Below are 25,654 nucleotides of genomic sequence, written 5' to 3' on the forward strand. Positions count from 1 at the left end.
TGCGGCGGAGATTGCCAAAGTGGCTCAGATTTTGAGCCTCTTTGGCGCGCATGCGGCGGAAATCGCCAAAGCGGCTCAGGTTTTGAGCCTCTTTGTCGCGGTTGCGCCTAGCCTGGCTTACCTCCGGTCGATTGCGATATTCCGGGACCGCCGCTTCTTCTGCTACGCCAGAATGCTCTCGATCCGGTCGACGATCTCTTGCGGAAGCTCGACGCCGGACGCTTTCGCGTTCTCTTCGAGCTGCGACACTTTGGTGGCGCCGACCAGCGCGCTGGCAACGCTCGGATGGCGAAGAATCCAGGCCAGCGCCAGGCTGGAGAGCGACAGCCCCAGTTCCTTCGCAACGGCGTCCAACTGATCCACCTTGCGCAGATGGTTTTCGGTCAAATAGTTGTTGATCCACATATTCGTCTTCGGATCGGCGGCGCGGCTGCCTTGCGGGAGCGGCTGCCCAAGCCGGTACTTGCCCGTCAGTACGCCTTGCGCAAGCGGAGAGAACACGACCTGCGAGATGCCGTTCTTCTCGCTGACGGGGAGCACGTCGGCCTCGATGCGGCGGCAGAACATGCTGTACTCCGGCTGGTTGACGACGATGCGGTCGAGCAAATATTTGTCCGCGACATGGATTGCTTCCTGGATTTGCGCCGCGGTCCATTCGCTGACGCCGACATACAGCACTTTGCCCTGGCGGACGAAATCGTCGATCGTGCGAAGCGTCTCCTCGACGGGCGTCTCGGGGTCGTAGCGATGACAATAGAAAATGTCGACGTAGTCCTGCTTCAAGCGTTTAAGGCTGGCGTGAAGCTGCTCGTACACATGCTTGCGGGACAAGCCGCGGTCGTTCGGTCCTTCCCCCATCGGCCAGAACGCCTTCGTCGCGAGGACGTACGATTCGCGCGGGTACTTCGGCAGCACTTCGCCCAGCATCGACTCGGCGGCGCCTTGGTAGTAGACATTGGCGGTATCGATAAAATTGATGCCCAGCTCGAACGCGCGGTCGACCAGCTTGGCTCCGGTATCCTGGCCGACCGTATGGCCGTAGGTCATCCAGCTGCCCAAGCTGATCTCGCTTACTTTCAGCCCGGATCTTCCCAATCTTCTGTACTTCACCTGCGAATCCCTCCCGTTTGGAGCTATGTAACGCATTCGCCTATTCGTGAACGCGTGTTTATAATGATAGCATTCCATACGTGCCAATTCAATGCCCCGTCTTGCCCTCCAAGATCCAGCACCCCAAAACCCGCGCCGAAGCGCGGATTTTGGGGTTCGACCGGGCTCCGGCCGGCGCCGGGGCGAGCCTTACGGCTTTACGCCCGTATAGATCCGAATGGCGTCCCGCAGAAAGGCCGCCGTCCCCGGCTGTTTGGTATCGTAGTACGCGGTGAACCGTTCGTCGTCGACGTACATTTGCGCAAGGCCTGCATGCGCTTCGGGGCTGTACTCGCTCCAATAATGCATCAGCCACCGCTTGTGCAGATCGGCGGCTTTCTGCGCCGGCTCGCCGCCCGGATCCCCGGTTGCGTAAGCTTCGGCCAACGTCTCGGTCACCTGTTCGGCCAGCCGCATGGCTTCCTCCAACGCTTCCGGCGTCATGCTCCGCAGCTTCTCGTTCGAACGGTCCACGACATCGTCCCCGTATTTGGCGCGAACTTCCTTGCCGTATTTGCGCTCATTTTCTTCGATCAGCTGCGCCTTGAAGCCTTCAAACTTCTCCTTGTCGCTCATGGTCATTCTCCCTTCTGTCCATGCGATCGTCTTCTCTACGTTTGCGATCAGCAAATCCAGCTGACGCCGCCGTTCCAGAAGCTGCTCCCGATGCTCGCGCAGCGCCTTCGCGCCGTCGAAGGCCGGATCGTTCACGATCGCTTTGATCCTCTCGAGACCGACGCCCAGCTCCCGGTAGAACAATATCTGCTGCAGCCGGTCCACCTCCTTCGGGCCGTAGATCCGGTAGCCCGACGAGTTGATCCGGGCCGGCTTCAATAGGCCGATCTCGTCGTAATACCGGAGCGTCCGGGTGCTGATTCCCGCGAGCCGTCCCAGCTTCTGAACCGTATATTCCACTTCGATCGCCTCCTGACGACTTAACGGTACACCTTTACGCAGCGTCAAAGTCAAGCACCCTTTTCAATTCGCTAACCGCCCTGGAGAATTGACAAACGGCCTCTTTAAACCCTATCATGATATGTTGAGCGATCGTCGTTTTCGCGAGCGGAGACTTCACATAAGCCCCACAAATCAGAATGAACGAGGAGATGTCGGCATGTCAAACGAAGAAGTCATTCTTACCCCCGAGGGTAAATTGAAGCTGGAGCAGGAGCTCGAAGAGCTCAAAACCGTCAAGCGCAAGGAGATATCCGAACGGATCAAAATCGCTCTTAGCTACGGGGACTTGAAGGAAAACTTCGAATACCATTCGGCCAAAAACGATCAGGCGTTCATGGAGACGCGCATCCAGACGATCGAGAAAATGCTCAAACGCGCCCGCGTCGTCGAGAGCTCGGACGCTTCGACGGTTCAAGTCGGCTCGATCGTCGTTCTGAACGACGTGGAGCTGGGCGAGAAGCTCGAATACAAGATCGTCGGCGCCGCCGAAGCGGACGTTCTCCAGAACAAAATCTCGTACGAGAGCCCCCTGGGAGCGGCTCTGCTGGGCAAGCACGTCGGCGACAAGATCAGCGTCAACGCACCGATGGGCGTCATCGAATACGAGCTGCTTGAGATCAAGCTCGGCGAATAGAGGAACAAGACATGCAGCCACGTCGCCGCATGTCTTTTTTGTTGCCGTTACCGGCGTTCGGCGCATAATCAAGTTGCTTGCTTCTCCGCGAATCGAGACGGCTTGGCCTAATCGTGTCGATTTTATCGAGCATCGCGGCCAACCTCCTCGCGTCACATCGTCTGCCCGCTATCCACCGTGATGATTTGGCCGGTCAGCGCCTCCTGCTCCAGTGCCGCGCAGATGAAGTGGGCGATATCTTCCGGCGTCGAGACGCGCTGCAGCGGCAGCTCGGGGCTTAGCGCCCTCATTTGTTGCTCCCGCCCTTCCCACCACCTCGTCGCGACGGCGCCGGGAACGATGCAGTTGACCCGAACTTCCGGGGCCAACGCGCGGGCGAGCGACTTGGTCAGCCCGTGAACCGCCGCTTTTGACACGGCATACGGAAGCGACGAGCCAAGCCCGGTCGTCCCGGCGATGCTGCCGAGGTTGACAATGGCGCCGCTTGGCGCGCTCTTCTTCAGCCAGGGCGCCGCGGCGCGCGCGCAGTAAAACATTCCTTTGACGTTCACGCCGAACAGCTCGTCCCATACGTCATCGGTCGCGGCTTCCAGATCGCACAGCGGAATATGGCGGGTAATGCTGGCGTTGTTCACCAGAACGTCGATCCCGCCGAATTGCTCCGCTACCCGACCGATCATCTCCCTCGCTTGCCGATCGCTGGAGACGTCGCCTTGAATGGCCATCGCCTTGCCTCCCGCTTGTCCGATCAGCCCCACCGTCTCTTCGGCCTCCGCTCTCGAACGCGAATAATTGACGGCGACGATAGCGCCGCGGCGAGCCAATTCCAGGCTGGTCGCCCGGCCGATGCCGGTTCCGCCTCCGGTGACGATCGCTACTTTGTCGGTCAGCTTCATGTTTACTCCTCCTCCTGAAGCCATTGTATACGCCTCGGACTATTCTGTATAATTGAATTATTTAAATCAATAATTCAATATTATTGAACAATCTCCGAGAGGTGCCCATGGACCTGAAAGCCCTCAAAACGTTTCAGACGATCGTCGCCTGCGGAAGCTTCAACCGCGCGGCCGAGGAGCTGAACTACGCCCAATCGACCGTCACCATGCAAATTCAGCGGCTGGAATCCGACCTCGGCGTCATGCTGATCGAGAGAGGCAAGAAGATTCGGCTGACCGAAGCGGGACGGCTGCTGTACGAACAGAGCGTTCAACTCGTGAAGGATATGGAACGTCTGCAAACGCAGATGACCGACCTCCATTCGGGCGAGGCGGGCCACGTTCGTCTGGGCGTCGTCGAACCGAGCGCCAGCTACCGGCTGCCGCGGCTGCTCGCGCGGTTTCTCGCCGATTATCCGAAAATCCGGATCTCCGTCGAGATCGCCAGTTCTCCCGCGCTCGGCGAGAAGCTGATGCGGGGCGAGCTGGATCTTGCGCTGGGCTCGGCGCCGGAGCTGGGAAGCGAGCTCTATTTCGAACCCTTATTTACAGAGCGATTCGTCCTGCTCGTACCGCAAGATCATCCGCTTGCCGGCCGGACGGACATCGTCACGGAGCTTCTCCGCGATTACCGGCTGCTCATCACGGCGGCCAACTGCCCTTATCGCCGAAAGCTCGAGCTTCTGCTGCAGCAGACGGGCCGAACGCCGCTCGACACGATGGAGATCGGGAACATGTCGGCGCTCAAGCATTATGTACAGTGCGGTCTGGGCATCGCTCTGGTGCCGGAAAGCTTGCTGAACCCGGCCCCCCCGGGCACCGTCGCTCTTCCGCTTAAGGACCGGACGATCGACATGCCCTGCGGGCTGCTGTGCAAAGCTTCCGAGTTCCCGTTGAAGCTGGCCGGCGCGAAGCTGTACCGTTTTCTGCAAGAGCATTTGAACGAACGGACCCCATGACCTTATTGCAGCTTGACTCCGAAAATTTTCCCTCCGCGCGACGCGACGACGAGGTAGTTGCCACCATCAGCCCTCCGTTGAAGGAGCCGTAACGCGCCAGCGTGAAAATGACTCTGTCGCCGATGCCCCGCTTGCCCAGCACGGGCGTCGCCAGCATGCCGCCGTTGACGGGATGGTCGCCCCGCTGCGAATAGCAAGGGTACTTTTGCTGCCAGACGACCTCCCCGGTTAACCCGTTCACTTTGCGAACGACCGACATCCCTTTGTCCCCTTGCTTATCCACCTCGGTTCCCGTGTACAGGTACGGTACGCCGTTCTCCGTCTCGTAAACGATGGTCGCGTCGGTGTCGTCCGACGACGGCAGCGACCAGAGCGGCTTGTGCGCCTCCATGTCGACCGCCTGCATGCTGCCCCCGTTGTCGGCGAAAAAAGCGAGACGGCCGTAGACCGCGACGGAGTTCTCGATCCCCTGGTAAACGTTGCCCGCGATCGAATACCGGTATTTGCTGATTACGGGACGAATCGCGATCGTCTTCGCCGCAGGGTCGAAGTCCGTGTTCAGCTTCACGCTGTAGAACATGCCGTTCTCGCCGCCCACGACGAGCGTATCCTCGCTCCGGTTGAACAACGCCGATCCGTCGAACGCTCCCCATCCCCGTTTGGCGAATGAATCTTTTCCTGTCACATAGAGCAATTCCTTCTGGTTCGTCAGGCTGTAGAGATGGAAGCCGATTGTTCCCTTCTCCGGAATGCCTTCTCCCACATAAAGCAACGGATAACCGCGCGCGTCCACGGAGACGCTGCCTTTGATCGGATTGCCGACCCGTATCGGACTTCGCGTCTCCTCGCCCGTCTCCAGGTCGAGGAAATAGACGTTGCCGTCGAGCGAGGCGTAGATCACTTCCGTGAAATTCGGCTTCGTTCGAAATTTCGCTTTGACGTTCATCGCCGCGAGAACGTCCGGCGCCCAGCGGACGATGGCCGGCTGTCCCGTCCAGCCCGCTCCTCCGCCCCAGCTGCTGGTGCGCGTCGTTTTCTCCCACAGCTTGACCGGACGGTAGGTCGAGAACTCGGCCGTACCGTAACCGGGAGCGCTGCGGGAGTGGGAGCCCCGGAATGTCAGCACTCCCCGGAAGGGAACCCGGAGTTTTTGGCGTTTGATCGGTTTAAGCCAATTGGGCGGCAATTTCGCTCTCGATTTCCTCCGGCGGCAATTTCGGGTCGAACCGCTTGACGACGTTCCCGTCCCGGTCGATCAGGAATTTCGCAAAGTTCCATTTAATGTCGAACTGATCGGCCGGCCCCCGGCTCGTCAAATAAGCGAACAGCGGATGCGCGTTGTCCCCGATCACTTCCGTCTTCGCGAACAGCGGGAACGTAACGCCGTAATTGAGCCTGCAAAACTGCTCGATCTTCTCTTCGCTGTCCGGCTCCTGCTCCTTGAACTGATTGCTGGGGAAGCCGAGAATGACCAGCCCGCGGTCGCTATATTTCTCGTAAAGCTTCTGCAGCCCCTCGTATTGCGGCGTCAACCCGCATTTGCTCGCCGTATTGACGATGAGCAGCACCTTGCCCTTGTATTCGCCAAGCGTCGTCTCTTGCCCGCGAATCGTTCTGACTTTGAAATCGTAAACCGACATTCGGATCTCCTCCTTCAACTGGCTGATCTCGCCTACAAATTAAATTGTATACAATTTAATTTGCGATGTCAATTAATAGAATCCCCCGATCAATTCCGTTCGATTTTCATTATAATGAAGTCACTAACATAATGTAAGAACGCAAAACGTTTGGACATTATCCAAATAATTTGACCAACTAACCGAATGGTAAGTAAGGAGGGAGGAACCTTGGAAACGCCGCTTCGGAACGAGGATAAGGAAGAGCAGCCGCCGATTTGCGAATTGCTGGACATTCTTGGCGCGAAATGGTCGATTCTCGTCATCTCGGGATTGTCGAACGGCCCCAGGCGGTTCAAGCAATTGCTGCGGGAGCTGAAAATCGTCAAGACGCAATCGCTAACGGATGCGCTGCGTCATCTGGAGAAGAACGGGATCGTGCGGAGGGAAGTATTTCCGACCGTTCCCGTAACGGTAGAATATTCGTTGACCGACAAGGGGCGGGACTTCCGCACGGTGCTGGACGAGATGGACAGATGGGTTCTCAAGTGGAGGGGAAAATAATCAAGTCGGCCGTTGGCTTGGCGGTTCCCAGACCGAGCTTGGAATTTCGCGTCTGAGCACCGGGGCCACCTCCCGGGCGAACCGTTCGGCCTGCTCCCGCTGCTCCGCCTCGGTCAACCCGTCCACGCTGATGGCGAGCGCTTGATGGCGGAAAGCCCGGTGATAGACGAGAATTTTCTCGATGACGCTCTCCGGGCTCCCGACCAGCAGCGATCCGCGCTCGATATGATCTTCCAGTCCTTGAAAAGGCGACCGGTTGTGCTTGGCGGCGTCCGTCGCGGACATCGCGTCGTAGTAGGGACGATAGCGGCGAATCGCTTCTTCCTTCGTGTTCGCCAGGTACAAGCCGCCCGTTCCGGCTCCGACGACCGCGCGCTCCGGATCGTGGCCGTAGAACGCGAGCCGTTCCCGGTAATGATCGATGAGCGCTTTGTACTTGTCCATCGGATGGAACGCGTTCGAGGAGAAGATCGGTTCGCCGTACTTGGCGGCGAGCTCCGTGGACAGCGTGCTGGAGGCGCTGCCGTGCCAGACCGGAATCGCGGCCTGATAAGGTCTCGGCTGCGTGGTCAACCTGTCGAGCGGCGGCCGATAACGCCCCTGCCAGGTGACGTTCTCCTCGCGCCACAATCGCCGAAGCAGCTCGTACCGCTCCGCCAGCGACGCCTACTGCTCCTCCTCGGGGAGGCCGAACAGCGGATAGTGGCGCGGATCGTTGCCTTTGCCGATGATGATGTCCAGCCGTCCGCCGCACAAATGGTCCAGCGTGGCGTAATCCTCGGCGACCCGCACCGGATCGAGCACGCTAAGCACCGTCACCGTCGTAAGAAGGCGTATGGTCGATGTGCGGGCGGCGATGGCGGTCAGCAGAACCGGCGGAGACGAAGACAGAAACGGCGCTCCGTGCCGTTCTCCGACCCCGAAGCCGTCATAACCGAGCTTTTCGGCCAGCGCCGCCTGGTCCAGCAGGTTCCGGAACTTCTCCTGGGCCGGGAACGTCTCTCCGGTTACGGCGTTCGGAACGTTCATCGCCAGACTAAACAATACGAACTTCATCGTTTACCGTCCCCCCGGAATGAACTTTACCTCCCACTTTATCATCCGGAACGGGAGCGGGCTAATCGGCTTTTTCGATTAGCCGATCGGATTATTCGATTGATCCGGCTCGTGTACGGACGAGGATTACGGATCGAAACGGCGCAGGACGATGACCGCGTTGTGGCCTCCGAAGCCGAACGCGTTCGAGATGCCGACTTCAAGATCGGCCTGCCTGGCCTCGTTGGGCACATAGTCCAGGTCGCAAACGTCGTCCTTCACTTCCTGATTGATCGTCGGAGGAATGACGCCTTCGCGCAGGCTGCTGGCCAGCGCGACCGCTTCGGCTCCGCCGGCCGCTCCGAGCATGTGGCCGGTCATCGATTTGTTCGCCGTCACGGGGATGCGGTAAGCGTGCTCCCCGAACAACCGTTTGATGGCGAGCGTCTCCGACCGGTCCCCGACCCCGGTGCTCGTCGCGTGCGCGCTGACGACGTCCACGTCCTGCGGCTCCAGCCCGGCTTCTCGAAGCGCCGCTTTCATGGCGAGATAAGCCCCCGTTCCTTCCGGATGGGTGGCGACCATATGATAGGCGTCCGAGCTGGCCCCGTAGCCGATCACTTCGGCGCGGATGTCCGCGTCTCTTCGCCGGGCGTGGGAGAGCGACTCCAGCACGACGATGCCCGCGCCTTCGGCGATGACGAAGCCGTCGCGCGCGCCGTCGAACGGCCGGCTGGCGCGCGTCGGCTCGTCGTTGCGGGTCGACAGCGACGTCGCGTTGGCGAAGCTGGCGACCGAGAGCTCGGTGACGGCCGCCTCCGCGCCGCCGGCGATGACGACGTCGGCGATGCCCGCCCGGATGAGGCGGAACGCTTCCCCGATCGCCGTATTGCCGATCGAGCAGGCGGTCACCGGCGACATCGTCGGTCCGAGCGCGCCGAACCGGATGCTGATGAGCGCCGAAGCCATGTTCGAGATCATCATCGGCACGAGCGTCGGGCTCACTCTTTCCGGCCCGCGTTCGCGCAGCACTCCCTCCTGCTCCAGCAGCGTCTGAAGCCCGCCGATTCCCGACCCGACATAGACGCCGACCTTTTCCTTGTCGACATGAACCGCGTCCAGCCCCGCATCCGTCCAGGCTTGCTCGGCGGCGGCGAGGGCGAATTGGCTGAAGCGGTCCATTCTTCTCGCTTCCTTGCGCCCGAATCTCGCTTCCGCGTCGAAATCCCGCACAAGCCCCGCAATCTTCACTTTATGTCGGCTCGTGTCGAACGTATCGATCGGGGCGATGCCCGATTGTCCCCTTTTCAAGCGGCTCCAAAAGGAGGCCACATCGTTGCCAAGCGGCGATATGACGCCCATCCCCGTAATGACGACTCTTTCCATACGGCATCCTCCATCTATGAAAATCGTTTACGCTCCTATCCTGAAGGATTTATTATCCTATTACAAGTTTTTGTTTATCATAGTATAATAAACACCTTGATCCGATTTCGTCCGAAGGAGCGACCCCATGAACAGACAAACTAGGCTGCAAGCGTTGTCCGACTTTCTCAAAAGCCGGCGCGCCAAGCTTCTCCCCGAGTCGTTCGGTTTCCCCGCCGGGACGCGGCGGAGGACGCCGGGGCTGCGCCGGGAAGAAGTCGCGCAACTGGCGGGCGTCAGCACGACATGGTACACGTGGCTTGAACAGGGCCGGGACATCCGGGTGTCTGCGTCCGTTCTCGATTGCGTGGCCGCCGCTTTGCAGCTGACCGCCGACGAGCGCAAGTACTTGTTCTCGCTCGCCCTCGATACCGCCGCCGGGACGGTGCCGGCGTGGAACGAGCCGCCGCAGATCAGCCCTTCTCTTCAGAAAATTCTCCGAGAGCTCCGGTACTGTCCGACCATCGTATCGGACCGGCGATTTATGATCGTAGGCTGGAACGAAGCGGCCGCGCACGTCTTTCTCGACTTCACGCAAGTGCCGCAGGAAGAGCGCAACATGATCCGGCTGCTGTTCGAGCGCAAGGAGCTGCGCCGGCTGGCCGTCAACTGGGAACATTTTATCGAAGGCTTCCTCTCGATTTTTCGCTCCTATTACGGGCAGTACGTCGAGGACGAATGGTACGGAACGTTTCTGGAGGAGATGAAGGCGCAGTACCCGGACTTCAAGCCGCTCTGGGAGGAAAGCCGGGTGAGCACCGCGCCCGAAGTGCTGATCGAGTTTCGGCACGCCAAAGCGGGCAAGATGCTGTACCATCTGACCTCGCTGCAGGTCCAGGGCGAAGCCGATTTGCGCTGCAGCGTCTACACCCCCGCCCCGGATACGTCCACGGAGCTGAAGCTGCGCCGGCTGCTCGACAAACGAACCGGTGCCCAAGCGGACGCCTGATTCCCGTCCTTCCCGCTTTTCGCACATAAGCCGATGCCTGTTGAAAATAATAACGGAAAACGCGATGGCGAAAGGCGGCGGCAGGCTTTCGATGAATAAGACGCGGTGGATGTCGTGTTTGGCTTTAATGGCGATTGTCCTTTTCTGCCTGGGCGCGGATCGGCCCCATTCGTTCCGCCTCCATGTGCGGGCAAGCCCGAATGCGGCGTACGAATCCTCGCTGGAGCTTCGGGATGGCCGTCTCGCAAGAAGTTTGAACGCGGCGGCAACGGCAAAGCCGCGATCCGCTCCGCAACTGTCCGATGTTTACGTCACGGTGTCGGAGGACGGCCGCGAACGGCTTTACCGGATGGACAGCTCGGGTGCGCTATGGGACGAAGCGGCCGGGCGCACAGTCGTCCTTCCTCGCTCTGCGGCGAAGAAGCTGGCCCAAAAAGCGGCGCTCCTTCGGCAGCGCCATTACGGACGACTGACCGACTGGGAGGAAGCGAAGCGGGCGCTGCCGCGCAAAAGCGTGTTCTCCATCACCGACGTCGAGTCGGGACTCACGTTCCGGGTGCAGCGGCGGGCCGGAAGCGACCATGCGGACGTTCAGCCGCTAACCAAAGAGGATACGCGCATCATGGCGCAAATTTACGACCGGGGCTGGAGCTGGAGACGCAAAGCGATCATCGTGGAGACGAACGGCCGCCGGATGGCCGCTTCGATGAACGGCATGCCGCACGGAGGCGACGGCATTCCGGACAACGGCTTTTCCGGTCATTTCTGCGTTCATTTTCTGAACAGCAGCACCCACAAGTCCGACCGGCCCGATCCGCTTCATCAACTGATGGTCCACAAAGCCGCCGGCACGCTCAGAACCTACTTGGCCGCCTCTTCCCCGCTGCAGCTCGCGCAAAACGCGATCGCCGCGATCGACCACGGGGACGCGGAGATGATCCGGCTCATGACCGAGGGCATGGACAAAAGCCAATCGGATGCGCTGGTTGAGCTGGCAGGCAGCCTGTCCTCCATCCGGGCGACCGCGTTGCGCGAGCCCATGCCGGAGACGGACGGCGCCCTCAACGCCGTCGTCGAGACGGATGTCGCCATGCAGCTTGCAACAGGCGGCATCCGGCGCGAGACGATGCGCTTCTGGTTCGTCCGTCCGGCGATCCAAGCGCCGTGGCGCCTTCAGGATGCGCAAGGGTCGCCTGAGAAGCGTTCTCGTCTCGCAAAAGCACTTCCTAACGCGCCGATTTGAACAAATTTGGCAGTGAACGTTTTCTTCTGGAGAAAATGGGGGATGCTATGCAAGAATTCGATATTCCGCAACCAGGAGGACGACAGTAGAGCATGAACAAGTTCACAGCCACGATCGGCGCCGGCATCCTCGGGTCCCTGCTGCTCGTACCGGCCTTCGGCGCTCCGCAAGCGATTGCGAGTTCCGAGCCGTCGCAGGTGACGGCCAAAATCGTCAATTCCAAGGGCAAGGAAGTCGGAACCGCCGTCATTACGCCGAAGGGCAACGGCGTCCAGCTTCATCTGGAAGCGAAGAACTTGCCGCCCGGCATTCACGGCATACACTTCCACGAGACGGGCAAGTGCGAACCGCCTGCCTTCAAAAGCGCGGGCGAACACTTCAACCCCGGCCACAAGCAGCACGGCTTCAACAATCCAAAAGGCTTCCACGCCGGGGATCTGCCTAACATTCAGGTCAAGGACGACGGAACCGTCGTCGCCGACATTGCAAGCAACCAAGTGACGCTCGCCAAGGGCGCCCCGAATTCGCTCTTGAAGTCGGACGGTACGGCGATCGTCATTCACGAGAAAGCGGACGACTACGTCACCGACCCGTCCGGCAACTCCGGCAATCGAATCGCCTGCGGGGTCATTCGCTAAGGCGACAATCAAAGAAGCCTGTCGGCTCCTGTACGGAGATACGGCGGCTTCTTTCTTTTCATTTTCCCATTGGCTGACCCGAGGCGTAACGGCCCGTCAGTTATCCAAGGAGATTCGAGTGACGTACAAGACCGCCTGGCTGATCGCCCACAAGATTCGCCACGCCATCCGTCTGACCACATCCGAGCTTCCGCTCACCGGTCATGTGCGGGTCAATGAAGACCGTCATGGGCCGACCTCTCTTTACTCCGTTTACAGGCGAAATGTGAAGTACCAGACCTTGATTGCCGCCGCCTCCATCTCGGAGGAGGGCAAGCTGCTCCGTGTAAAGCTTCACCAAGTGCCGGCGGAGCATTTGTTCGTGGGAGCGACGACGAGATACGGCATACGGTGCTTCCTGCAACAATGCGTCGAATCGGAAGCCGAACTTACGGTCGCACCCGGCATCTACAACTCCGCTCGTTATCGGCCTTTGAACGCTTTTTGCTATGAAGCGTCGCGCTATATGAACGGGATCTACTGCGGAATCGGTCCCAAGCATTTGCAGGCTTACTTGGACGAGTACGGTTACCGATTCAACTTCACTTCCAGCGAAGATTCGATTGTGCGGGACCTGTTGCGGCAGTGCGTCTCGCGCCCCGTGATGACATACCCGCAACTTACTAGGAAGGCTGCTTGAACGACTGGTGATATCCGCTTCATTTTCAATGGCTTTTCGTATAAAAGAATCGCCGATATTAGCCCCATGCTAATGGCGTGTTGGCGTGATTTTTTACTCCGCAGTTATCTGGGGAGCATATTGGTGTTCCATTTTATTAATCAGGTGTAGGAGTGGGCGAAGGGCTAAGCCTCGATTAGAAGTGCATTCTAAGTCTTGGGTACAGAAGAAGCACCCCCACCACAAAACTGAGCAGCGGGGATAAGCCCACAATATGGAAAAAAGGCTATTGGCCTTAAAGTGGCCTTGTGGCAGAGGGAGGTCTCTGCGCGCGGGGCAACAGCCCGAGCCCGAGGTCCCGAAGAAAGGCAGCCGGGGCGGCTGTCTCTCTTAGATTTCATCGGTTTCGCGAATGGGCTCGAAGATGCCGATCTGCCGTTTGCCGACCTTCCAATATTGAAGGCGTCGGAAGCGTTCATGCTTGAGGAGTTGCGCTTTGTCCGCAACGACGGCCATAACGGATTGAGCGGAGTCCAATAGCCCGTACGCATAGCGAAACAAGGCGCCTAAAGGATCGGTACGGTCGCCGCTCCAGCTAGCGATATTTCCGTATGGAACATCGGTCAGCAGAATTTGAACGCCCGAAGGGCGTTTGCGGGATTCATCCGGGGCGGTCACATCGCCCTGGAACGTCTCGATTTTTGCGATGCGCGACCTCAGGATCAACCCCTCTATTCGGTCGACGCTCTTCAACGCTTCTTCATGCGACGGCTTGCCGTGCAACTCCGCAAGCGCCTTTAATTGGGCCTTGCGCTTGGACAGACCTTCCGGCGTCAGCAAGGCCAAGTTGCGCGCGGCAATGCCAAGCACGCCGGGGTCGGCATCGGAAGCGATCAAGCGCTGCAGACGATGCCCGTGAAGCAAACCGCTCACGGTGAGCAGATAAGCGCCTCCGCAGCAAGGGTCGTGCAGCGTATAGGGACCTGCATTCCCCTTTTTTTCGAGAATGTCGAAGCATCTTTGTACAATTTCGCTTGCGAGCCGAACCGGAAACGAGGTCGTTCCGCGCGCGTTGTACAGCACTCTTCCGCTCGCGAAATCTTCGTAGTTGTTCCTTGCCGTCTCGAACTTGTATTCCATGGCTTTCGACCGTCCCTATTCTACTCAGGATCAAATCAAAAAACTGGCACCCGAACGCGGCCGTCCGGTGCCAGTCTCTCGTCGCTTCACGATGCGGGATTACCGCTTGTTGAAAATTTCCGTAAGCACGGGCACGATTTGCGATTTGCGGGAGACGACACCCTTCAGCACCGCTTTGTTCGCGTCCAGCTTGACGTTGTAAGCTTCTTCGACCGCGCCGGCTTCCTTGCCGAGGGCGACGCCGACGGAATCGTTGTTCAGAATGTCCGTAACGACGAACAGGAACAAATCCAGCCCTTTGCTTGCGATAATGCCGTTCAGCTTCTCTTCCAGCTCGGCTTGACGGGAGAGGACGTCATTGACGTCGACGGCATTGACTTGCGCGATTTCGACCTTGGCGCCGCCCATCGAGAACTCTTTGGAATCGAGGGAGATCAGCTCGTCGATCGATTTGTCGCTCAGGTTGGCGCCCGCCTTCAACATCTCCAGACCGTATTGGTCGGCGTCAACGCCTGCGATCGCAGCGAGTTCGCGAGCAGCGGCCACGTCTTCCGGCGTGCAGGTCGGCGATTTGAACAACAGCGAATCGGAGATGATAGCGGACAGCATAAGGCCGGCGATATCCTTCGAAATTTCGACTCCGTTTTCTTTGTAAAGCTTCTTCAGAATCGTGGCCGTGCAGCCGACCGGCTCCGCGCGGTAGTACAACGGTCCGCTCGTCTCGAAGTTGGCGATGCGGTGATGGTCGATGACCTCGACGACGCGCACTTGATCGATGTCGCTCGCGCTTTGCTGGCGTTCGTTATGGTCGACGAGAATGACTTCCTTCGCTTCGTTCGCAACGGTCTCCACGAGGCGAGGCGCGGAAGCGTTGAACTTATCGAGCGCGAATTGCGTCTCGGCGCTCACGTTGCCAAGACGAACGGCTTCGACTTCCTGGCCCAGCTTCGTCTTCAGGTCGGCATAAGCGATAGCGGAACAGATCGTGTCGGTATCCGGGTTCTTGTGGCCGAAAATCAGAACTTTTCCCATGTTCATACTCCTTATTTGTCAGTTGGCGATAAAATTATACCTTAGCGAACGGCAGACAAGCAAGCAAAACGCATGAATGGGGTAATAATAAAAGGAACCTTGCGGGCGCCCGGAAGCAAGCGCCGCCTTAGAAGGAGGAACCCGAATTGCGCAAATGGATTCTGTCTGTTCTGCTCGTCGTTTGTTGCGTTTACGCCACCGTCTTGATGATGTATTCCCTGAACGACCGGGAAGCCGCGCCGGAGAGCCCCTCCGCATCCCAAACCGCGACGCCGAGCGGCTCTCCGAGCGCACAGCCGTCCAAGCCCGTCGACGAAGCGGCCGCTACGGCGCTTTACAAGAGCAATTGCCTGTCTTGCCACGGGGACCAGCTGCAGGGACAGATCGGCCCGGCGCTGACCAACGTAGGCGCGTCCATGACCAGCGATCAAATATACAAGCAGATCAAGAACGGCGGCGGCGGCATGCCCAAATTTGAAGGCGTGCTTACCGACGACCAGATCCGGACGCTGACCGATTGGCTGGCGGCGAAGAAATAAGGAAGCCCGGATGGGCGCGGAGATGCAAAGCCGGAGAGAAGGCGGTCGTCAGGAAGCCTGCGGATCGGCATCCCGCTTGATACGCAATTGCCGGTTCAAGCGAAGCGAGTTGAGAACGACGAAGACGGAGCTGAGCGCCATCGAGAGACAGGCGATCCGGGGATCCAGCCATCCCGACGCGGCCAGCGGAATCATGATGCCGTTGTAGATGAGGGAAATGCCGAGATTTTGCCGGATATTGCGCATGGCCAATCGGCTGATTCGGATAGCGGCCGCCGCTTTCGTCAATTCGCCGCGAAGAAGGATGACGTCGCCGGCTTCCATGGCCGCAGCCGTGCCCGAATCCATGACCAGGCCGACGTCCGCCGCGGCGAGCGCGGCCGCGTCGTTCACGCCGTCGCCGACCATGGCCACCGTTCGTCCTTCCGACTGCAGCTTCCGCACGAGCTCCAGCTTATGCTCCGGCAGCATCTGCGCGTAGAACGCGCCGATCCCGGCTTCTGCGGCGATCCGCCTCGCGGCGGGTTCGTCGTCTCCGGTGGCCATCAGCACTTCCCCGTACGCCGCGAGCTCCCCGACCGCCCAAGCGGATTCAGGCCGGAGCCGGTCCGACCAGACGATCGCCGCGAGGCAATGGCCGTCGCACGCGATATACAGAACGGAAGCGCCGTCCTCCGCCGCAGCGAGGCGCGACGTGTCGATGCCGTGCGACCGCAGCCAGGCCGCGTTCCCGATCGCGCAGCGCTTGCCTTCCACAAGGCCGGCGATGCCTTGGCCCGCCGTCTCCTTCACCTGCTCCGCTTGCGGAATCAGCAGCCGCCTCTTGTTCGCTTCCGTCACGATCGCAATGGCGATCGGATGCGCGGAATGCCTCTCCAGCGCAGCCGCCATTCGCAGAACGTAAGCGTCCGGATAATCCGGCGACCGAATCTCGCGGATGCTCGGCCGACCCTCCGTAAGCGTCCCTGTCTTGTCCAGCACGATCCGGTCGACCTTGTGCAGCCGCTCCACGGACCGGCCTTCCTTGAACAGCACGCCCCTCTTCGCCGCCAGGCTGGAAGCGATCAGAATCGAGATCGGCGCCGCGAGGCCGAGGGCGCAAGGACAAGAGACGAGCAGCACCGCCATGGCGTTGTGCAGCGCCGCCCCGTCCCCTCCCGCTTCCGGTTGGAGAGACCAATAAACAAATGTCGCGATCGCACACAGGATCATGACGGGAATGGCGAAGGCCGCCACCTGATCGACCTTGCGCTGAATGACCGGCTTGGCGTGCTGGGCTTCCTCCACCAACCGGATCATGCCCGACAGCCGGGTGTCCGCCGCCGCGGCCGACGCCTGAATGCGCAGGACGCCCGTCAAATTGCGGGAACCGGTATAGACGAGATCCCCTCTCGCCTTCGGGACGAGCCGGCTCTCGCCCGTCAAGAACGATTCGTCCAGCTCCGATCTTCCCTCGAGCACTCTTCCGTCCACCGACACGAGTTCGCCGGGCAGCACGATGGCGACGTCGCCGATCCTTAACCTTTCCGGAGCGATCCATTCTTCCTCCCCGTCTTGGCCGCCAATCCGGATGAGGCGGGACTGCAAGCTCTGGAGATGGCTCATTTCCTTCAGCGCCTGGCCTTTGGCGATCGATTCGAGCAGCTTGCCGAGCAGCACCGAGGTGAGAATCATCGCGCTCGTGTCGAAGTAATAATGCGTATGATGCGCATGACCGCCTCCCAGCGAGGCGAACGTCAGGCGGTGGCTGTACAGATAAGCGATGGACGTGCCGAGCGCCACGAGAACGTCCATATTGGCCGCGCCCTGGCGAATCGCCTGGAAAGCTCCGTAATAGAAAGGATAAGCGACATAAAGCTGCATAAGCGTCGCTACGGCCAATTGGAACCAGGGGGAGGCAAACAGCGGGGGAACCGGAATGCCGGACGTAAACGGGAAGTGGGCCAGCATGGACCATAACAGCGGAAAAGACAGCGCCACGGCGATGAGCAGCCGGTTGCGGTACGACCGAATCTCGCCGCGGTTGTGCGTCCGAACGTCCTCCAGTTCCTCCATCGCCCGATAGCCCAGACTGTCGATCCGGCTTATAACCTGATCGAGCTGAACGAGCTTCGGGTCCAGCCGGATCGAGGCTTGTCCGAGCGGCAGACTGACGGATACCTCCAGAATGCCGGGCAACCGCGCCACCGCCTTCTCGATTCGAGCGGAGCAGGCGGCGCAAGTCATCCCGCCGATCTGAAGCTGAATCGTCTTGACCATCTTCTTCTCCCCCAAGTCGTTCAACGATCCGTACAATATATGAACGGAGGGAGCCGGACATGTCAGCGCGTCCGGTCAAGAGCCGAAGACGAATCGCTCCAGCGAAGCGATCTTCTCTTCTGTCAACGCATCCGAATTGTCAAAGTAAAGCACGGATTGCTCCGGCAACGCCCAGCGAATGTCCCTGCGGGATAGCGATCGGCTGAATTCGGACCAATGGGCGAGCTTCCACGCGTCCGATTCGAGCTCCCTCCCTTCGATACGTTCCCGATAACGGCGCTCGTCGGCAAGAAACACATAAATTACTTTGACGTCGATATCGCCCGTCGTCGCGCCGATCGACGCAAGCTCCCGATCCAGCCAATCCCGGTCGGCCGTCTCCTTCGTGAACGGGCCGACGATATAGACGTCCATTCCGAGACGGGCGTTCTCCAAAGCGGCATCCATCGTGATCCGATAGCCCAGATCGCGGCAAAGCGCTTTATATTCCGGGGAATCCCGGTCGTTCGGATCGTGGCCGGCGACGGTCATGATCGCTCGCGCCGCGGGCCTCAGCAGCGTATCCATATCGAGAAACGCCGCCCCGCGCCTGCGCACCAGCGCTTCCGCCACCGTCGTCTTGCCCGCTCCGGCCGCTCCGAGGAAAAACACCATTTTTTCCATGCGGAACCTCCTTGTTTGTAAGCCCATGTTGGACCTCTATCATTCTATCACGAAACCGTCTCTCCGGCCTCGCTTCCCTTGTCGCGCGGAATCTGTTAGGATACAAGCATGATTTCAATCCCATGGAGACGATTATGGCTTTCGGTATTACAAGAGACGAGCTGAACCGCTGGAAGCGGTCGGTCGCCAAAGGGGAGATCGCCTACCTGACCCATTATTGGCTGGAACCCCGTTTTCCCGGCATCAAGACCGTCACCAAGGTCGGCTGCTCGGACAAGGAACGGCTCGCCGCATGGTGCAAGGAACACGGTCTGAATCCCCGCTACATTCATGATCGCGACCCCTTTCCGCACTTCGACCTGATTGGCTCAAAGCAGATCGAGATCTTGCGGCGGGAGCGCCTGTTCGACCAATTGGAGCGATTCAAGCTGCTGTAAGGCCTCCCGTTGCAAGCCATCAAAAGACCCGGTCAGAAGGAGGCGCCCCGCGGGGCGACGGCGGCTTCACCATACAAAAGGACGACCGGAGCCGAGACCCGTATGCGCGATGGACGGGAAGGCGTAGAACGAGCCGAGCGGCTCCCGGCAGGGCAGCCCGATCTCCCGCAGCCCCGTCACCATCAGTTGCCGCCGCTGATTGTACGACTCGATCATGAAGTCCTTCTCCTCCAGCCCGATTCGCAGCGATTCGAGCGCCGCAATCTGTCCGAGGATGGGGGCGCAAATAATCGTATATTGATGGATCTTCAGCATCGCCGCGATCAAATTCCGATGCCCGCAGACGTAGCCGATTCTCCATCCGGTCAGCGTCAACATCCCTGATTCCTCCCCAATGGTTTTGAAAAAACAAAAAACCCGTCCCTGATCAGGGACGAGTCTGCACCCGTGTTACCACCCTCGTTCCGCTCGTTCAAGCGGCACTCCGTACACGTATCCAACAATACGCGTTCCTTCTAACGCTGGAAATGCGGCGCGGCTTACTACGGTTCGGCGCGCTTCTCGGAGGCGGCTTTCGGTTAACGCCTGAACGTCGGATTTCAGCGGACTCCGACTCTCTGTTGGAGCAGACGGCTAACGTACTGTTCCTCTTCATCGGGTTGCGCAAGCCCTATTTGTTCGATGTCCCCCGATTTTCCCGGGAGACGTCGGGACGGTCCAGCTTGACCGATTGCGATTTCTTGTGCCGCATCAGCTCCGACACGGTCACCATCCGAAAACCTCTCCTGGTCAGCTCGGGCAAAATTTGGGCGAGCGCCTGCACGGTCTGCGTCGATCCTTCGACGTGGTCGTGCAGCAGCACGATATCCCCGTTCCGGGCATTGCCTAGCACTTTGCGGACGATGCGGTTGACGCCGGGAGAGATCCAGTCCCTCGTGTCCTGATGCCAGGACCATAACACGACGGTGTAGCCTTTCTCCCGCGCAATTCGGACGACCGTGTCGTTATAGAAGCCGCCAGGAGGGCGAAACCAGCGGATGGGCTGGCCCGTCAGTTCGGTTAACATGTCGCCGGTCCGCTGCAGTTCGCTGGCGATATCGCCGTTTTGCACCCTGCGATTGAAGTACTTGTGGGTGTACGTATGGTTCGCGATCTCATGCCCTTCCTCGGCCTCGCGCCGGACGACTTCCGGGTAGAGCTCCGCCCGCTTGCCGACGACGAAGAAGGTCGCTTTCGCATTGTACTGTGCCAGCAAATCCAAAATTTGTTCCGTCGTCTTCTCGTCGGGACCGTCGTCGAACGTGAGCGCGATCAAAGGCTCGTCCATGGGCACTTCCCAGACGATCTCGCCCCGGGATTCGTAATATTCCCTCGAGTTGGCAGCCGGCCGATTAGCGAACCCGCAGAGCAGCGCCAAGATGAGGGCGCCCAGCAGCCTCCTCGCGGCGGTTTTTCCCATTCCTATCCACTCCCGGCAATGAAATCTTGAGTAGTATGGTTCGCCGGGAACGTAAATATGTCACGGGCGCGTTCTTTGCTTCCGAAGGAAGAGAATAAACGCGCAACCCCCCAAGGCCGCTAGAACAATGACGGTCGTCCGGAGGACGCCACCGCTTCGGGAGCGCTCGCTCGCCTCGGCGGACAACGTCTGCACTTCGTTGCGGTCCTTCGGGCTGGCTGCTTCCGACCGGGAGGACGATATTTCCCGCAGCTGTCCGATCGGCTGCTCCCCCAAGGGCGTGTCCAAATAGACGCTGCCGTCCGCTTCGACGACGGGCGTCTGCGAGGCCGAGTCTCCAATCGGCACGGCCGCCTCGATCGCTTCCTCCGCCTGCCACTGCGTTCGATCCTGCCCGTCGTCGACCGTAAACGTCTGGCCGGCGGCCGCCACCGTCTTCATCCGATAGGCGGCGAAGCCGTAATCGAGCATGCTCGTCATGTCGGCATAGGCCGCCTTGCTGCTTGGCGCTTTGAGCACGACTCCGATCAACTCCATGTCCCCGCGCTTCGCGGAGGCGACGAGCGTATTGCCCGCGGCCGTCGTGTACCCGTTCTTGATTCCGTTCGCGCCTTCGTAGTTCCATAGCAGCTTGTTATGATTGACGAGCGAGGTTTGCCACTCCTGGCCGTTCCACACTTCCGACTTCGTGGACACGATCTCGCGGAACGTCTCGTTGCCCATCGCGTAACGGGCGATTCGGGCCATATCGGCCGCCGTCGTATACTGCGCGGGATCGGGCAGACCGGACGGGTTGCGGAAGTTCGTGTTCCAGACGCCCACCTTCTCCCGCACGAACCGGTTCATGCGCTCCGCAAATTTCTCCTTGCTGCCGTCGATATGCTCCGCGATCGCCGTGGCGGCGTCGTTGCCGGAGTTGATCAGCATGCCGTCCAGCAGATGGCGCATCGTCACCTTCTCGCCTTCCGCCAAATAAACGCGGGTGCCGTCTTCGTTCCGGGCTTCCTTGGAGACAGTGACGATCTCGTCCGGCTTCGACGTTTCCAGGGCGACGATAGCGGTTACGATCTTCGTAATGCTCGCGGGATAATAGAGTCGATCCTGATTGCGGCCGTACAGCATCAAGCCCGATCGGGCATCGATGAGCACCGCTCCTTCGGATTGGACGGAGGGCTCCTGGACAGCCTGCGATTGTTGCTCCGTTCGATCGGGATTCGGAGACGGCGAGTTTTCGGCGTTCGCAAGCGGCTGCGACAGCAGCGCCGCCAGAAGGCCGAGACAGACAAGCGTCTTCCCGATTGCTCGTTTCCCCATATGGCACCGCCCCGGCGTTGGAATCATTTTCTGGCAAGTTGCGTTATCGACAATTCCTATTATAGTATAAAAGAACAAGTTATTGACGGTCATAAATGGCCAAACGGCCGATAGAAAGAGCAGGTCATCTCCGTGCAATCGTCCTTTGTAGAGAAGTGGAGCAAGAAACGAACGATCGGCAAAAGGAAGTACATCGCCCGCTACGGCTTGCTGCTCTTCGGCGCAGGCTGCGTCGTCCTGTTCTCGGTGCTGGACCTTGTCAACAACGGCGCGGTTCAATTTCCGTACCTGATCGCGCGGCTCGTGTTCTTCCCCAGCATCGGCGCCTTGTTCGCCGGCATGCGCTGGGAAAGCAACGAACGAAAGTACGCCAGGCTAACGGGCGCCAAATGATACAACAAGCCCTTCACGCGCTCGGCGCCGGAGGGCTTGTTCGTTCAGCGCGGCAATTCTCCGGGATACGCAACCGCCTTCTCGTATTTGCTGAACGTCCCGAGCCCGTTGACGGCCGCGCCCCTATAATCGTATCCCCTTCCGCGATAGAAGCCGTTCAGCGTCGCATTGTCGGCGATGCAGTCGAGACGGATGCGGTCTTTGCCGTCGAAGCGGATGCCCGAGCCCGCCCAGTCCAATATTTTCCCGCCCAAGCCTTGGCCGGCAAAGTCGCGGTCGATCGCCAGACGGTGAAGATAAACGGCGCGCTCGTGCCCGCCTTCTCCCCACAGCTCTTCGTCCCATGCGCTTGGCTGCCGCAGCAGCATGACCATTCCGGCCGGTACGCCGTCTCGCTTGAACAGAAATACGTCGCCTTGCCGGATCCTCTCGGACGTGCGATGGGAATCCTCGCCCCGCAGCAGGCCGCTCCATTGATCGGAGCCCCGGCTTTGCAGCCATCTGGCCGTCTTCAGCAGCAGCTCCGTCACTTGCGGAATATCGTCCGGGACGGCTTGCACCGCCTCGAAGCCGTCGCCGATTCGCGCTTGTATGATGGAGTAATCGTCCATGTCTTGCTTGCCTCCTACTCGAACCTATGACGCTAGGGTAACATGTCCGTAGGCCGCGTACAAGCCAAGAACGTCAAGCGCGAAGAGCCGAATGCCCTCTTCCCGTAGAGAGGGCATTCGGCTCGACTTCATCGCTTAAGCTTGCGGCTTGGCGTTCTCCTGCTCTTCCAGAATCCGATACAGCCCTTGAATGATCAAATCCGCCGGGTCGCGGTTCATCAAGTAATGGGCGAGCAGCAAATGCAGCGGCATCGCGCAGACGTTGTTGCCCTCCCGATACTTCGGGAAGCCCGCTTCGAGAACGGGGCCATGCTCTTCATTCATCGCCAGACCGGTATAAACCTCTTCCGATCCGAACTCTTCCTTGATCGCGGAATAGCAATGCGGCAGAATCGTTCCGTCGATCATCGCTTTCGCTTCGTCCTCCGATTGCGGCGGCCGCGGAAGCAGCACGCCCCCCGGAACCTTCATCAAGTCGACGAAGAAGGAAGACAGCCACAAGGCCGGATTCCGGTTCTGCTGGAAGTTGTGCAGCAGCTCGCGCAAGAAAAAGCCGCAAGCGTAGCCGGCGCCTTCTTCGTTCTTGATGCGATAAGTAAACAAAGGCCCGTAAATCTCGTGATGGCCGACTTGGCCGTCCACTTCATATTCGGCGAACTCCGATTTGAGCGCCTGAAGGCTGGCCTGATGCAAATTCCGGATCAGTTCCAGCAGTTTCTCGTTGTTGGCTTTCGCCGCCTCTTCTTCGTGAGTCGTGTTTTGTTTCGTTGTCGTCATAAGTGCACCATCCTTTCATCCATCATACCACTCGGAGGGTACTAGAAGAAAGCGGTAGCATCTGTCTAATCCAAAGTTTAGATTTTGAACCGGTACCCGGCGCCCCATACGGTCTCGATGTATTGCGGCTCCGCCGGGCTCGTCTCGATCTTCTCCCGCAGCTTCCGGATATGCACCGTCACCGTCTGCGTGTCGCCCGTCGCGTCGATGCCCCAGATCGTCTCGAACAGCTGGTCCTTGCTGAACACGCGGTTCGGATGGGCGGCCAAATAGTGCAGCAGATCGAACTCCTTCGTCGTCAGCACGATCTCTTCCTTGTTCTTGAACACGCGGCGCGAATCGACGTCGATGAGCAGGCCGCGAATGTGGATTTCGTTGCGCTTCTCCTTCGTGCCGACGAGCCGCTCGTACCGGCTCAGATGCGCCTTGACGCGGGCGACCAGCTCGGCGGGCTTGAACGGCTTCGTAATGTAGTCGTCGGCTCCGAGGCCCAGGCCGCGGACGACGTCGATGTCTTCTTTTTTGGCGGTGACCATGAGAATCGGGATGTCCTTCTTCTCGCGTATTTTCCGGCAAATGTCGAATCCGTTAATCTTCGGCAGCATCAGGTCGAGCAGCACGAGATCGAAGTCGCCGTTCAGCGCCAGGTCAAGTCCGGCTTCCCCGTTGTCGGCGATTGCCACCTTGTAGCCGTTGATTTCCAGGTAATCCCGCTGCAGCTCCGCGATAAGACGCTCGTCCTCAACGATCAAAATGCTCTTCATGGGTTCTCCCTTTCCTTGTCCGCAATCGGCAAGCTCAGCCGGATGACCGTCCCTTCCCCCGGTACGCTCGCTGCACCGATCCGGCCGTTATGCCCTTCCACGATCTGCTTCGCGATCGCAAGGCCGAGTCCGCTCCCTCCGGTGCCGGAATTTCTCGACACCTCCGCCCGGTAGAACCGCTCGAAAATATGCTCCAGCGACGAAGCCTCGATGCCCTGCCCGTTGTCCTCGATCTCCATGGCGACGAATCCGGCGTCCGCGTACGCGCGCAGGCCGATTCGCTTGTCGCTCTTGTCCGAATATTTGACCGCATTGCTCATAATGTTGTTCAGTACCCGCTTGAATTTATCCCGATCCATCAGGACGCGAACGGACGCATCGACCCGAATGTCCGAGCTCCACCGGATGCCCTTCTTGTCCAGCTCGAATTGCATCTCTTCGGACCAGTCCGTCAGAAAATCCCGCATCGGAACGGCCTCGAAGTCGAACGGGACATGCTTCAGATCGAGCTTCGAATAAAGGAACAGCTCGTCGATCAGTCTATCCATCTCTTCGGCCTTGCTCGAGACTGTCTTCATGTACTTCATCATCTTCTCGGGCGAATCCGCGACGCCGTCCAGAATGCCGTCCACATAGCCCTTGATCGTCGTGATCGGCGTTTTGAGATCGTGCGAAATGTTGGAGATGAGCTCCTTGCGGTTCTCCTCGAATTGCAGCTGCCGCTCGATGGAATGGCGCAATTGCATCCGCATCTCCTCGAAGGCGAGCCCGAGCTGGCCGATCTCGTCCTTGCCCCCGACGCCGACCTCGAAATCCAGATCCCCGTCCCGAATTCGTTTGGCCGCCCGGCGCAGCGCCTTGAGCGGACGGATAATGCTTCTGGAGACGAAGTAGGTGAGCAACGTATGCGTCAGCACGAGAATGACGAGAAGCGCGGTGAACAACGTCGGAAAAGCTTGCCGGATCCAATAGACGAACGGGTCGACCTTGGAGACGATAAAAGCCGTACGGGGCACACCGTCGGCAAGCTTGTAGTCGTATTGAAGGAACACGTGCAGATCGTTGCCTTCGTTCGATTGAATCGTCTCGTTGCGGATTCCGGGCTCCGAATACGGCGGCAGATCGCTGAGCAGGCTGCGGTCCGACCGGAACGATTCCGAGACATACTCCAGCTTGCCGCCGCTGCGGATAACCAATCCGGAGTTGTAATTTTTCAGCTCGGCGTCGAGTTCTTGCAAATAATCGGCATCGCTCAGAATGCCTGGATTGCGCTCGTTGGACCGCTTCATCTCCTTCAGCAGATGGAATTGGTCGTCGTATTCGAACTTCTCGGCCGTGGAGAAGTAAAGCTTCTTGTAATATTGAAAATCGCCCCGGGAGGCGATCGCGAGCAGTGCCGTCGTCAGGGCGATGAGCACCAGCGGGACGATCAGCATCGCCGCGTACGACAGAATCAATTTCATGCGGATGGACATCGATCGCCTCTCCCCGGTGCCGTTTG

25 protein-coding genes, 2 pseudogenes and 1 other annotated feature are annotated in these 25,654 nt (G+C 59.4%); of the genes and pseudogenes, 10 read left to right on the forward strand and 17 right to left on the reverse strand.

Annotated elements, in window-relative coordinates; all coding sequences use genetic code 11:
• Window positions 1–162 precede the first annotated feature (162 nt).
• Together G485_RS0121480 and G485_RS0121485 are read right to left on the reverse strand one after the other, a co-directional pair.
• Complete coding sequence (locus tag G485_RS0121480) at window positions 163–1,110, reverse strand: aldo/keto reductase family protein (RefSeq protein ID WP_027094224.1); 948 nt, start codon at window positions 1,108–1,110, stop codon at window positions 163–165.
• Window positions 1,111–1,299: 189 nt separating this feature from the next.
• Window positions 1,300–2,064 (reverse strand): MerR family transcriptional regulator, encoded by a 765-nt coding sequence (locus G485_RS0121485; protein WP_027094225.1) that lies wholly within the window; start codon window positions 2,062–2,064, stop codon window positions 1,300–1,302.
• Window positions 2,065–2,263: 199 nt separating this feature from the next.
• Between G485_RS0121485 and greA the strand changes: the two genes are divergently transcribed.
• Entirely contained in the window at window positions 2,264–2,740 is a 477-nt protein-coding gene (gene greA / locus G485_RS0121490; RefSeq protein ID WP_027094226.1) for a transcription elongation factor GreA, read from the forward strand.
• Between the two features lie 152 nt (window positions 2,741–2,892).
• Here greA and G485_RS0121495 read toward each other — a convergent pair whose 3' ends face one another.
• On the reverse strand, window positions 2,893–3,636 hold the full coding sequence (locus G485_RS0121495) for an SDR family NAD(P)-dependent oxidoreductase (RefSeq protein ID WP_027094227.1): 744 nt from the start codon (window positions 3,634–3,636) through the stop codon (window positions 2,893–2,895).
• Between the two features lie 107 nt (window positions 3,637–3,743).
• On the opposite strand from G485_RS0121495, the gene G485_RS0121500 reads away from it, so the two are divergent.
• Window positions 3,744–4,634, forward strand: a complete 891-nt coding sequence (locus tag G485_RS0121500) for a LysR family transcriptional regulator (protein WP_027094228.1) — start codon at window positions 3,744–3,746, stop codon at window positions 4,632–4,634.
• Between the two features lie 1,166 nt (window positions 4,635–5,800).
• Here G485_RS0121500 and G485_RS0121515 read toward each other — a convergent pair.
• Window positions 5,801–6,274: a glutathione peroxidase gene (locus G485_RS0121515; protein WP_027094229.1), complete on the reverse strand. Its 474-nt coding sequence runs from the start codon at window positions 6,272–6,274 to the stop codon at window positions 5,801–5,803.
• A 210-nt stretch (window positions 6,275–6,484) separates the two neighbouring features.
• Here G485_RS0121515 and G485_RS0121520 point away from each other — a divergent pair, with 210 nt between their 5' ends.
• Window positions 6,485–6,817 carry a winged helix-turn-helix transcriptional regulator gene (locus G485_RS0121520; protein ID WP_240489236.1) on the forward strand — a complete coding sequence of 111 codons (333 nt, stop codon included), beginning with the start codon at window positions 6,485–6,487 and terminating at the stop codon, window positions 6,815–6,817.
• On the opposite strand, the pseudogene G485_RS27695 reads toward G485_RS0121520, so the two are convergent.
• Window positions 6,818–7,873, reverse strand: a pseudogene (locus tag G485_RS27695) (LLM class flavin-dependent oxidoreductase).
• Between the two features lie 126 nt (window positions 7,874–7,999).
• Window positions 8,000–9,238 (reverse strand): beta-ketoacyl-ACP synthase II, encoded by a 1,239-nt coding sequence (gene fabF, locus G485_RS0121530; protein ID WP_027094231.1) that lies wholly within the window; start codon window positions 9,236–9,238, stop codon window positions 8,000–8,002.
• A gap of 127 nt (window positions 9,239–9,365) precedes the next feature.
• On the opposite strand from fabF, the gene G485_RS0121535 reads away from it, so the two are divergent.
• The 4 genes from G485_RS0121535 to G485_RS0121550 all read left to right on the forward strand — a co-directional run bounded on the left by G485_RS0121535 (window position 9,366) and on the right by G485_RS0121550 (window position 12,786).
• The gene (locus G485_RS0121535) at window positions 9,366–10,226 is read left to right on the forward strand and encodes a helix-turn-helix transcriptional regulator (protein ID WP_027094232.1); all 861 of its coding nucleotides are present in this window, start codon (window positions 9,366–9,368) and stop codon (window positions 10,224–10,226) included.
• A gap of 91 nt (window positions 10,227–10,317) precedes the next feature.
• On the forward strand, window positions 10,318–11,469 hold the full coding sequence (locus tag G485_RS27700; protein ID WP_156922540.1) for a hypothetical protein: 1,152 nt from the start codon (window positions 10,318–10,320) through the stop codon (window positions 11,467–11,469).
• 92 nt (window positions 11,470–11,561) lie between these two features.
• Window positions 11,562–12,107 carry a superoxide dismutase family protein gene (locus G485_RS0121545; RefSeq protein ID WP_027094233.1) on the forward strand — a complete coding sequence of 182 codons (546 nt, stop codon included), beginning with the start codon at window positions 11,562–11,564 and terminating at the stop codon, window positions 12,105–12,107.
• Between the two features lie 118 nt (window positions 12,108–12,225).
• Window positions 12,226–12,786 carry a hypothetical protein gene (locus G485_RS0121550; protein ID WP_027094234.1) on the forward strand — a complete coding sequence of 187 codons (561 nt, stop codon included), beginning with the start codon at window positions 12,226–12,228 and terminating at the stop codon, window positions 12,784–12,786.
• Window positions 12,787–13,155: 369 nt separating this feature from the next.
• Here G485_RS0121550 and G485_RS0121555 read toward each other — a convergent pair whose 3' ends face one another.
• Entirely contained in the window at window positions 13,156–13,905 is a 750-nt protein-coding gene (locus tag G485_RS0121555; protein WP_027094235.1) for a hypothetical protein, read from the reverse strand.
• A 99-nt stretch (window positions 13,906–14,004) separates the two neighbouring features.
• On the reverse strand, window positions 14,005–14,937 hold the full coding sequence (locus G485_RS0121560; RefSeq protein ID WP_027094236.1) for a manganese-dependent inorganic pyrophosphatase: 933 nt from the start codon (window positions 14,935–14,937) through the stop codon (window positions 14,005–14,007).
• A gap of 146 nt (window positions 14,938–15,083) precedes the next feature.
• Here G485_RS0121560 and G485_RS0121565 point away from each other — a divergent pair, with 146 nt between their 5' ends.
• On the forward strand, window positions 15,084–15,476 hold the full coding sequence (locus G485_RS0121565) for a c-type cytochrome (RefSeq protein WP_027094237.1): 393 nt from the start codon (window positions 15,084–15,086) through the stop codon (window positions 15,474–15,476).
• A gap of 48 nt (window positions 15,477–15,524) precedes the next feature.
• Here G485_RS0121565 and G485_RS0121570 read toward each other — a convergent pair whose 3' ends face one another.
• On the reverse strand, window positions 15,525–17,735 hold the full coding sequence (locus G485_RS0121570; protein WP_035157638.1) for a heavy metal translocating P-type ATPase: 2,211 nt from the start codon (window positions 17,733–17,735) through the stop codon (window positions 15,525–15,527).
• Between the two features lie 75 nt (window positions 17,736–17,810).
• Window positions 17,811–18,398 (reverse strand): P-loop nucleotide/nucleoside kinase family protein, encoded by a 588-nt coding sequence (locus G485_RS0121575; protein ID WP_027094239.1) that lies wholly within the window; start codon window positions 18,396–18,398, stop codon window positions 17,811–17,813.
• A gap of 134 nt (window positions 18,399–18,532) precedes the next feature.
• On the opposite strand from G485_RS0121575, the gene G485_RS0121580 reads away from it, so the two are divergent.
• Window positions 18,533–18,835 carry a hypothetical protein gene (locus G485_RS0121580; protein WP_027094240.1) on the forward strand — a complete coding sequence of 101 codons (303 nt, stop codon included), beginning with the start codon at window positions 18,533–18,535 and terminating at the stop codon, window positions 18,833–18,835.
• A gap of 87 nt (window positions 18,836–18,922) precedes the next feature.
• Here the strand turns inward: G485_RS0121580 and G485_RS0121585 are convergent.
• The 3 genes and pseudogenes from G485_RS0121585 to G485_RS27710 all read right to left on the reverse strand — a co-directional run.
• Window positions 18,923–19,204: pseudogene (locus G485_RS0121585) on the reverse strand (aminotransferase class I/II-fold pyridoxal phosphate-dependent enzyme); the annotation flags it as partial.
• Window positions 19,205–19,261: 57 nt separating this feature from the next.
• Window positions 19,262–19,499 (reverse strand) — a binding site (T-box leader).
• A 6-nt stretch (window positions 19,500–19,505) separates the two neighbouring features.
• Window positions 19,506–20,294 carry a polysaccharide deacetylase family protein gene (locus G485_RS27705; RefSeq protein WP_051318473.1) on the reverse strand — a complete coding sequence of 263 codons (789 nt, stop codon included), beginning with the start codon at window positions 20,292–20,294 and terminating at the stop codon, window positions 19,506–19,508.
• Window positions 20,295–20,354: 60 nt separating this feature from the next.
• Entirely contained in the window at window positions 20,355–21,608 is a 1,254-nt protein-coding gene (locus G485_RS27710; RefSeq protein ID WP_051318474.1) for a D-alanyl-D-alanine carboxypeptidase family protein, read from the reverse strand.
• Window positions 21,609–21,740: 132 nt separating this feature from the next.
• Between G485_RS27710 and G485_RS0121600 the strand changes: the two genes are divergently transcribed.
• Window positions 21,741–22,001, forward strand: a complete 261-nt coding sequence (locus G485_RS0121600) for a hypothetical protein (RefSeq protein WP_027094242.1) — start codon at window positions 21,741–21,743, stop codon at window positions 21,999–22,001.
• A 44-nt stretch (window positions 22,002–22,045) separates the two neighbouring features.
• On the opposite strand, the gene G485_RS27715 is transcribed toward G485_RS0121600, so the two are convergent.
• The 4 genes from G485_RS27715 to G485_RS0121620 all read right to left on the reverse strand — a co-directional run bounded on the left by G485_RS27715 (window position 22,046) and on the right by G485_RS0121620 (window position 25,628).
• A complete protein-coding gene (locus G485_RS27715; protein ID WP_035157641.1) occupies window positions 22,046–22,612 on the reverse strand; it encodes a GNAT family N-acetyltransferase in 567 nt (188 codons plus the stop codon).
• A 135-nt stretch (window positions 22,613–22,747) separates the two neighbouring features.
• Window positions 22,748–23,389, reverse strand: a complete 642-nt coding sequence (locus G485_RS27720; protein WP_051318475.1) for a hypothetical protein — start codon at window positions 23,387–23,389, stop codon at window positions 22,748–22,750.
• A 77-nt stretch (window positions 23,390–23,466) separates the two neighbouring features.
• A complete protein-coding gene (locus tag G485_RS0121615) occupies window positions 23,467–24,153 on the reverse strand; it encodes a response regulator transcription factor (RefSeq protein ID WP_027094243.1) in 687 nt (228 codons plus the stop codon).
• Entirely contained in the window at window positions 24,150–25,628 is a 1,479-nt protein-coding gene (locus G485_RS0121620) for a sensor histidine kinase (protein WP_027094244.1), read from the reverse strand. The genes G485_RS0121615 and G485_RS0121620 overlap by 4 nt, the downstream gene beginning before the upstream one ends.
• Between the last annotated feature and the right edge of the window lie 26 nt (window positions 25,629–25,654).

Origin of the sequence: Cohnella thermotolerans DSM 17683 (assembly GCF_000429825.1) — a bacterium.
Classification (GTDB): Bacteria; Bacillota; Bacilli; order Paenibacillales; family Paenibacillaceae; genus Cohnella; species Cohnella thermotolerans.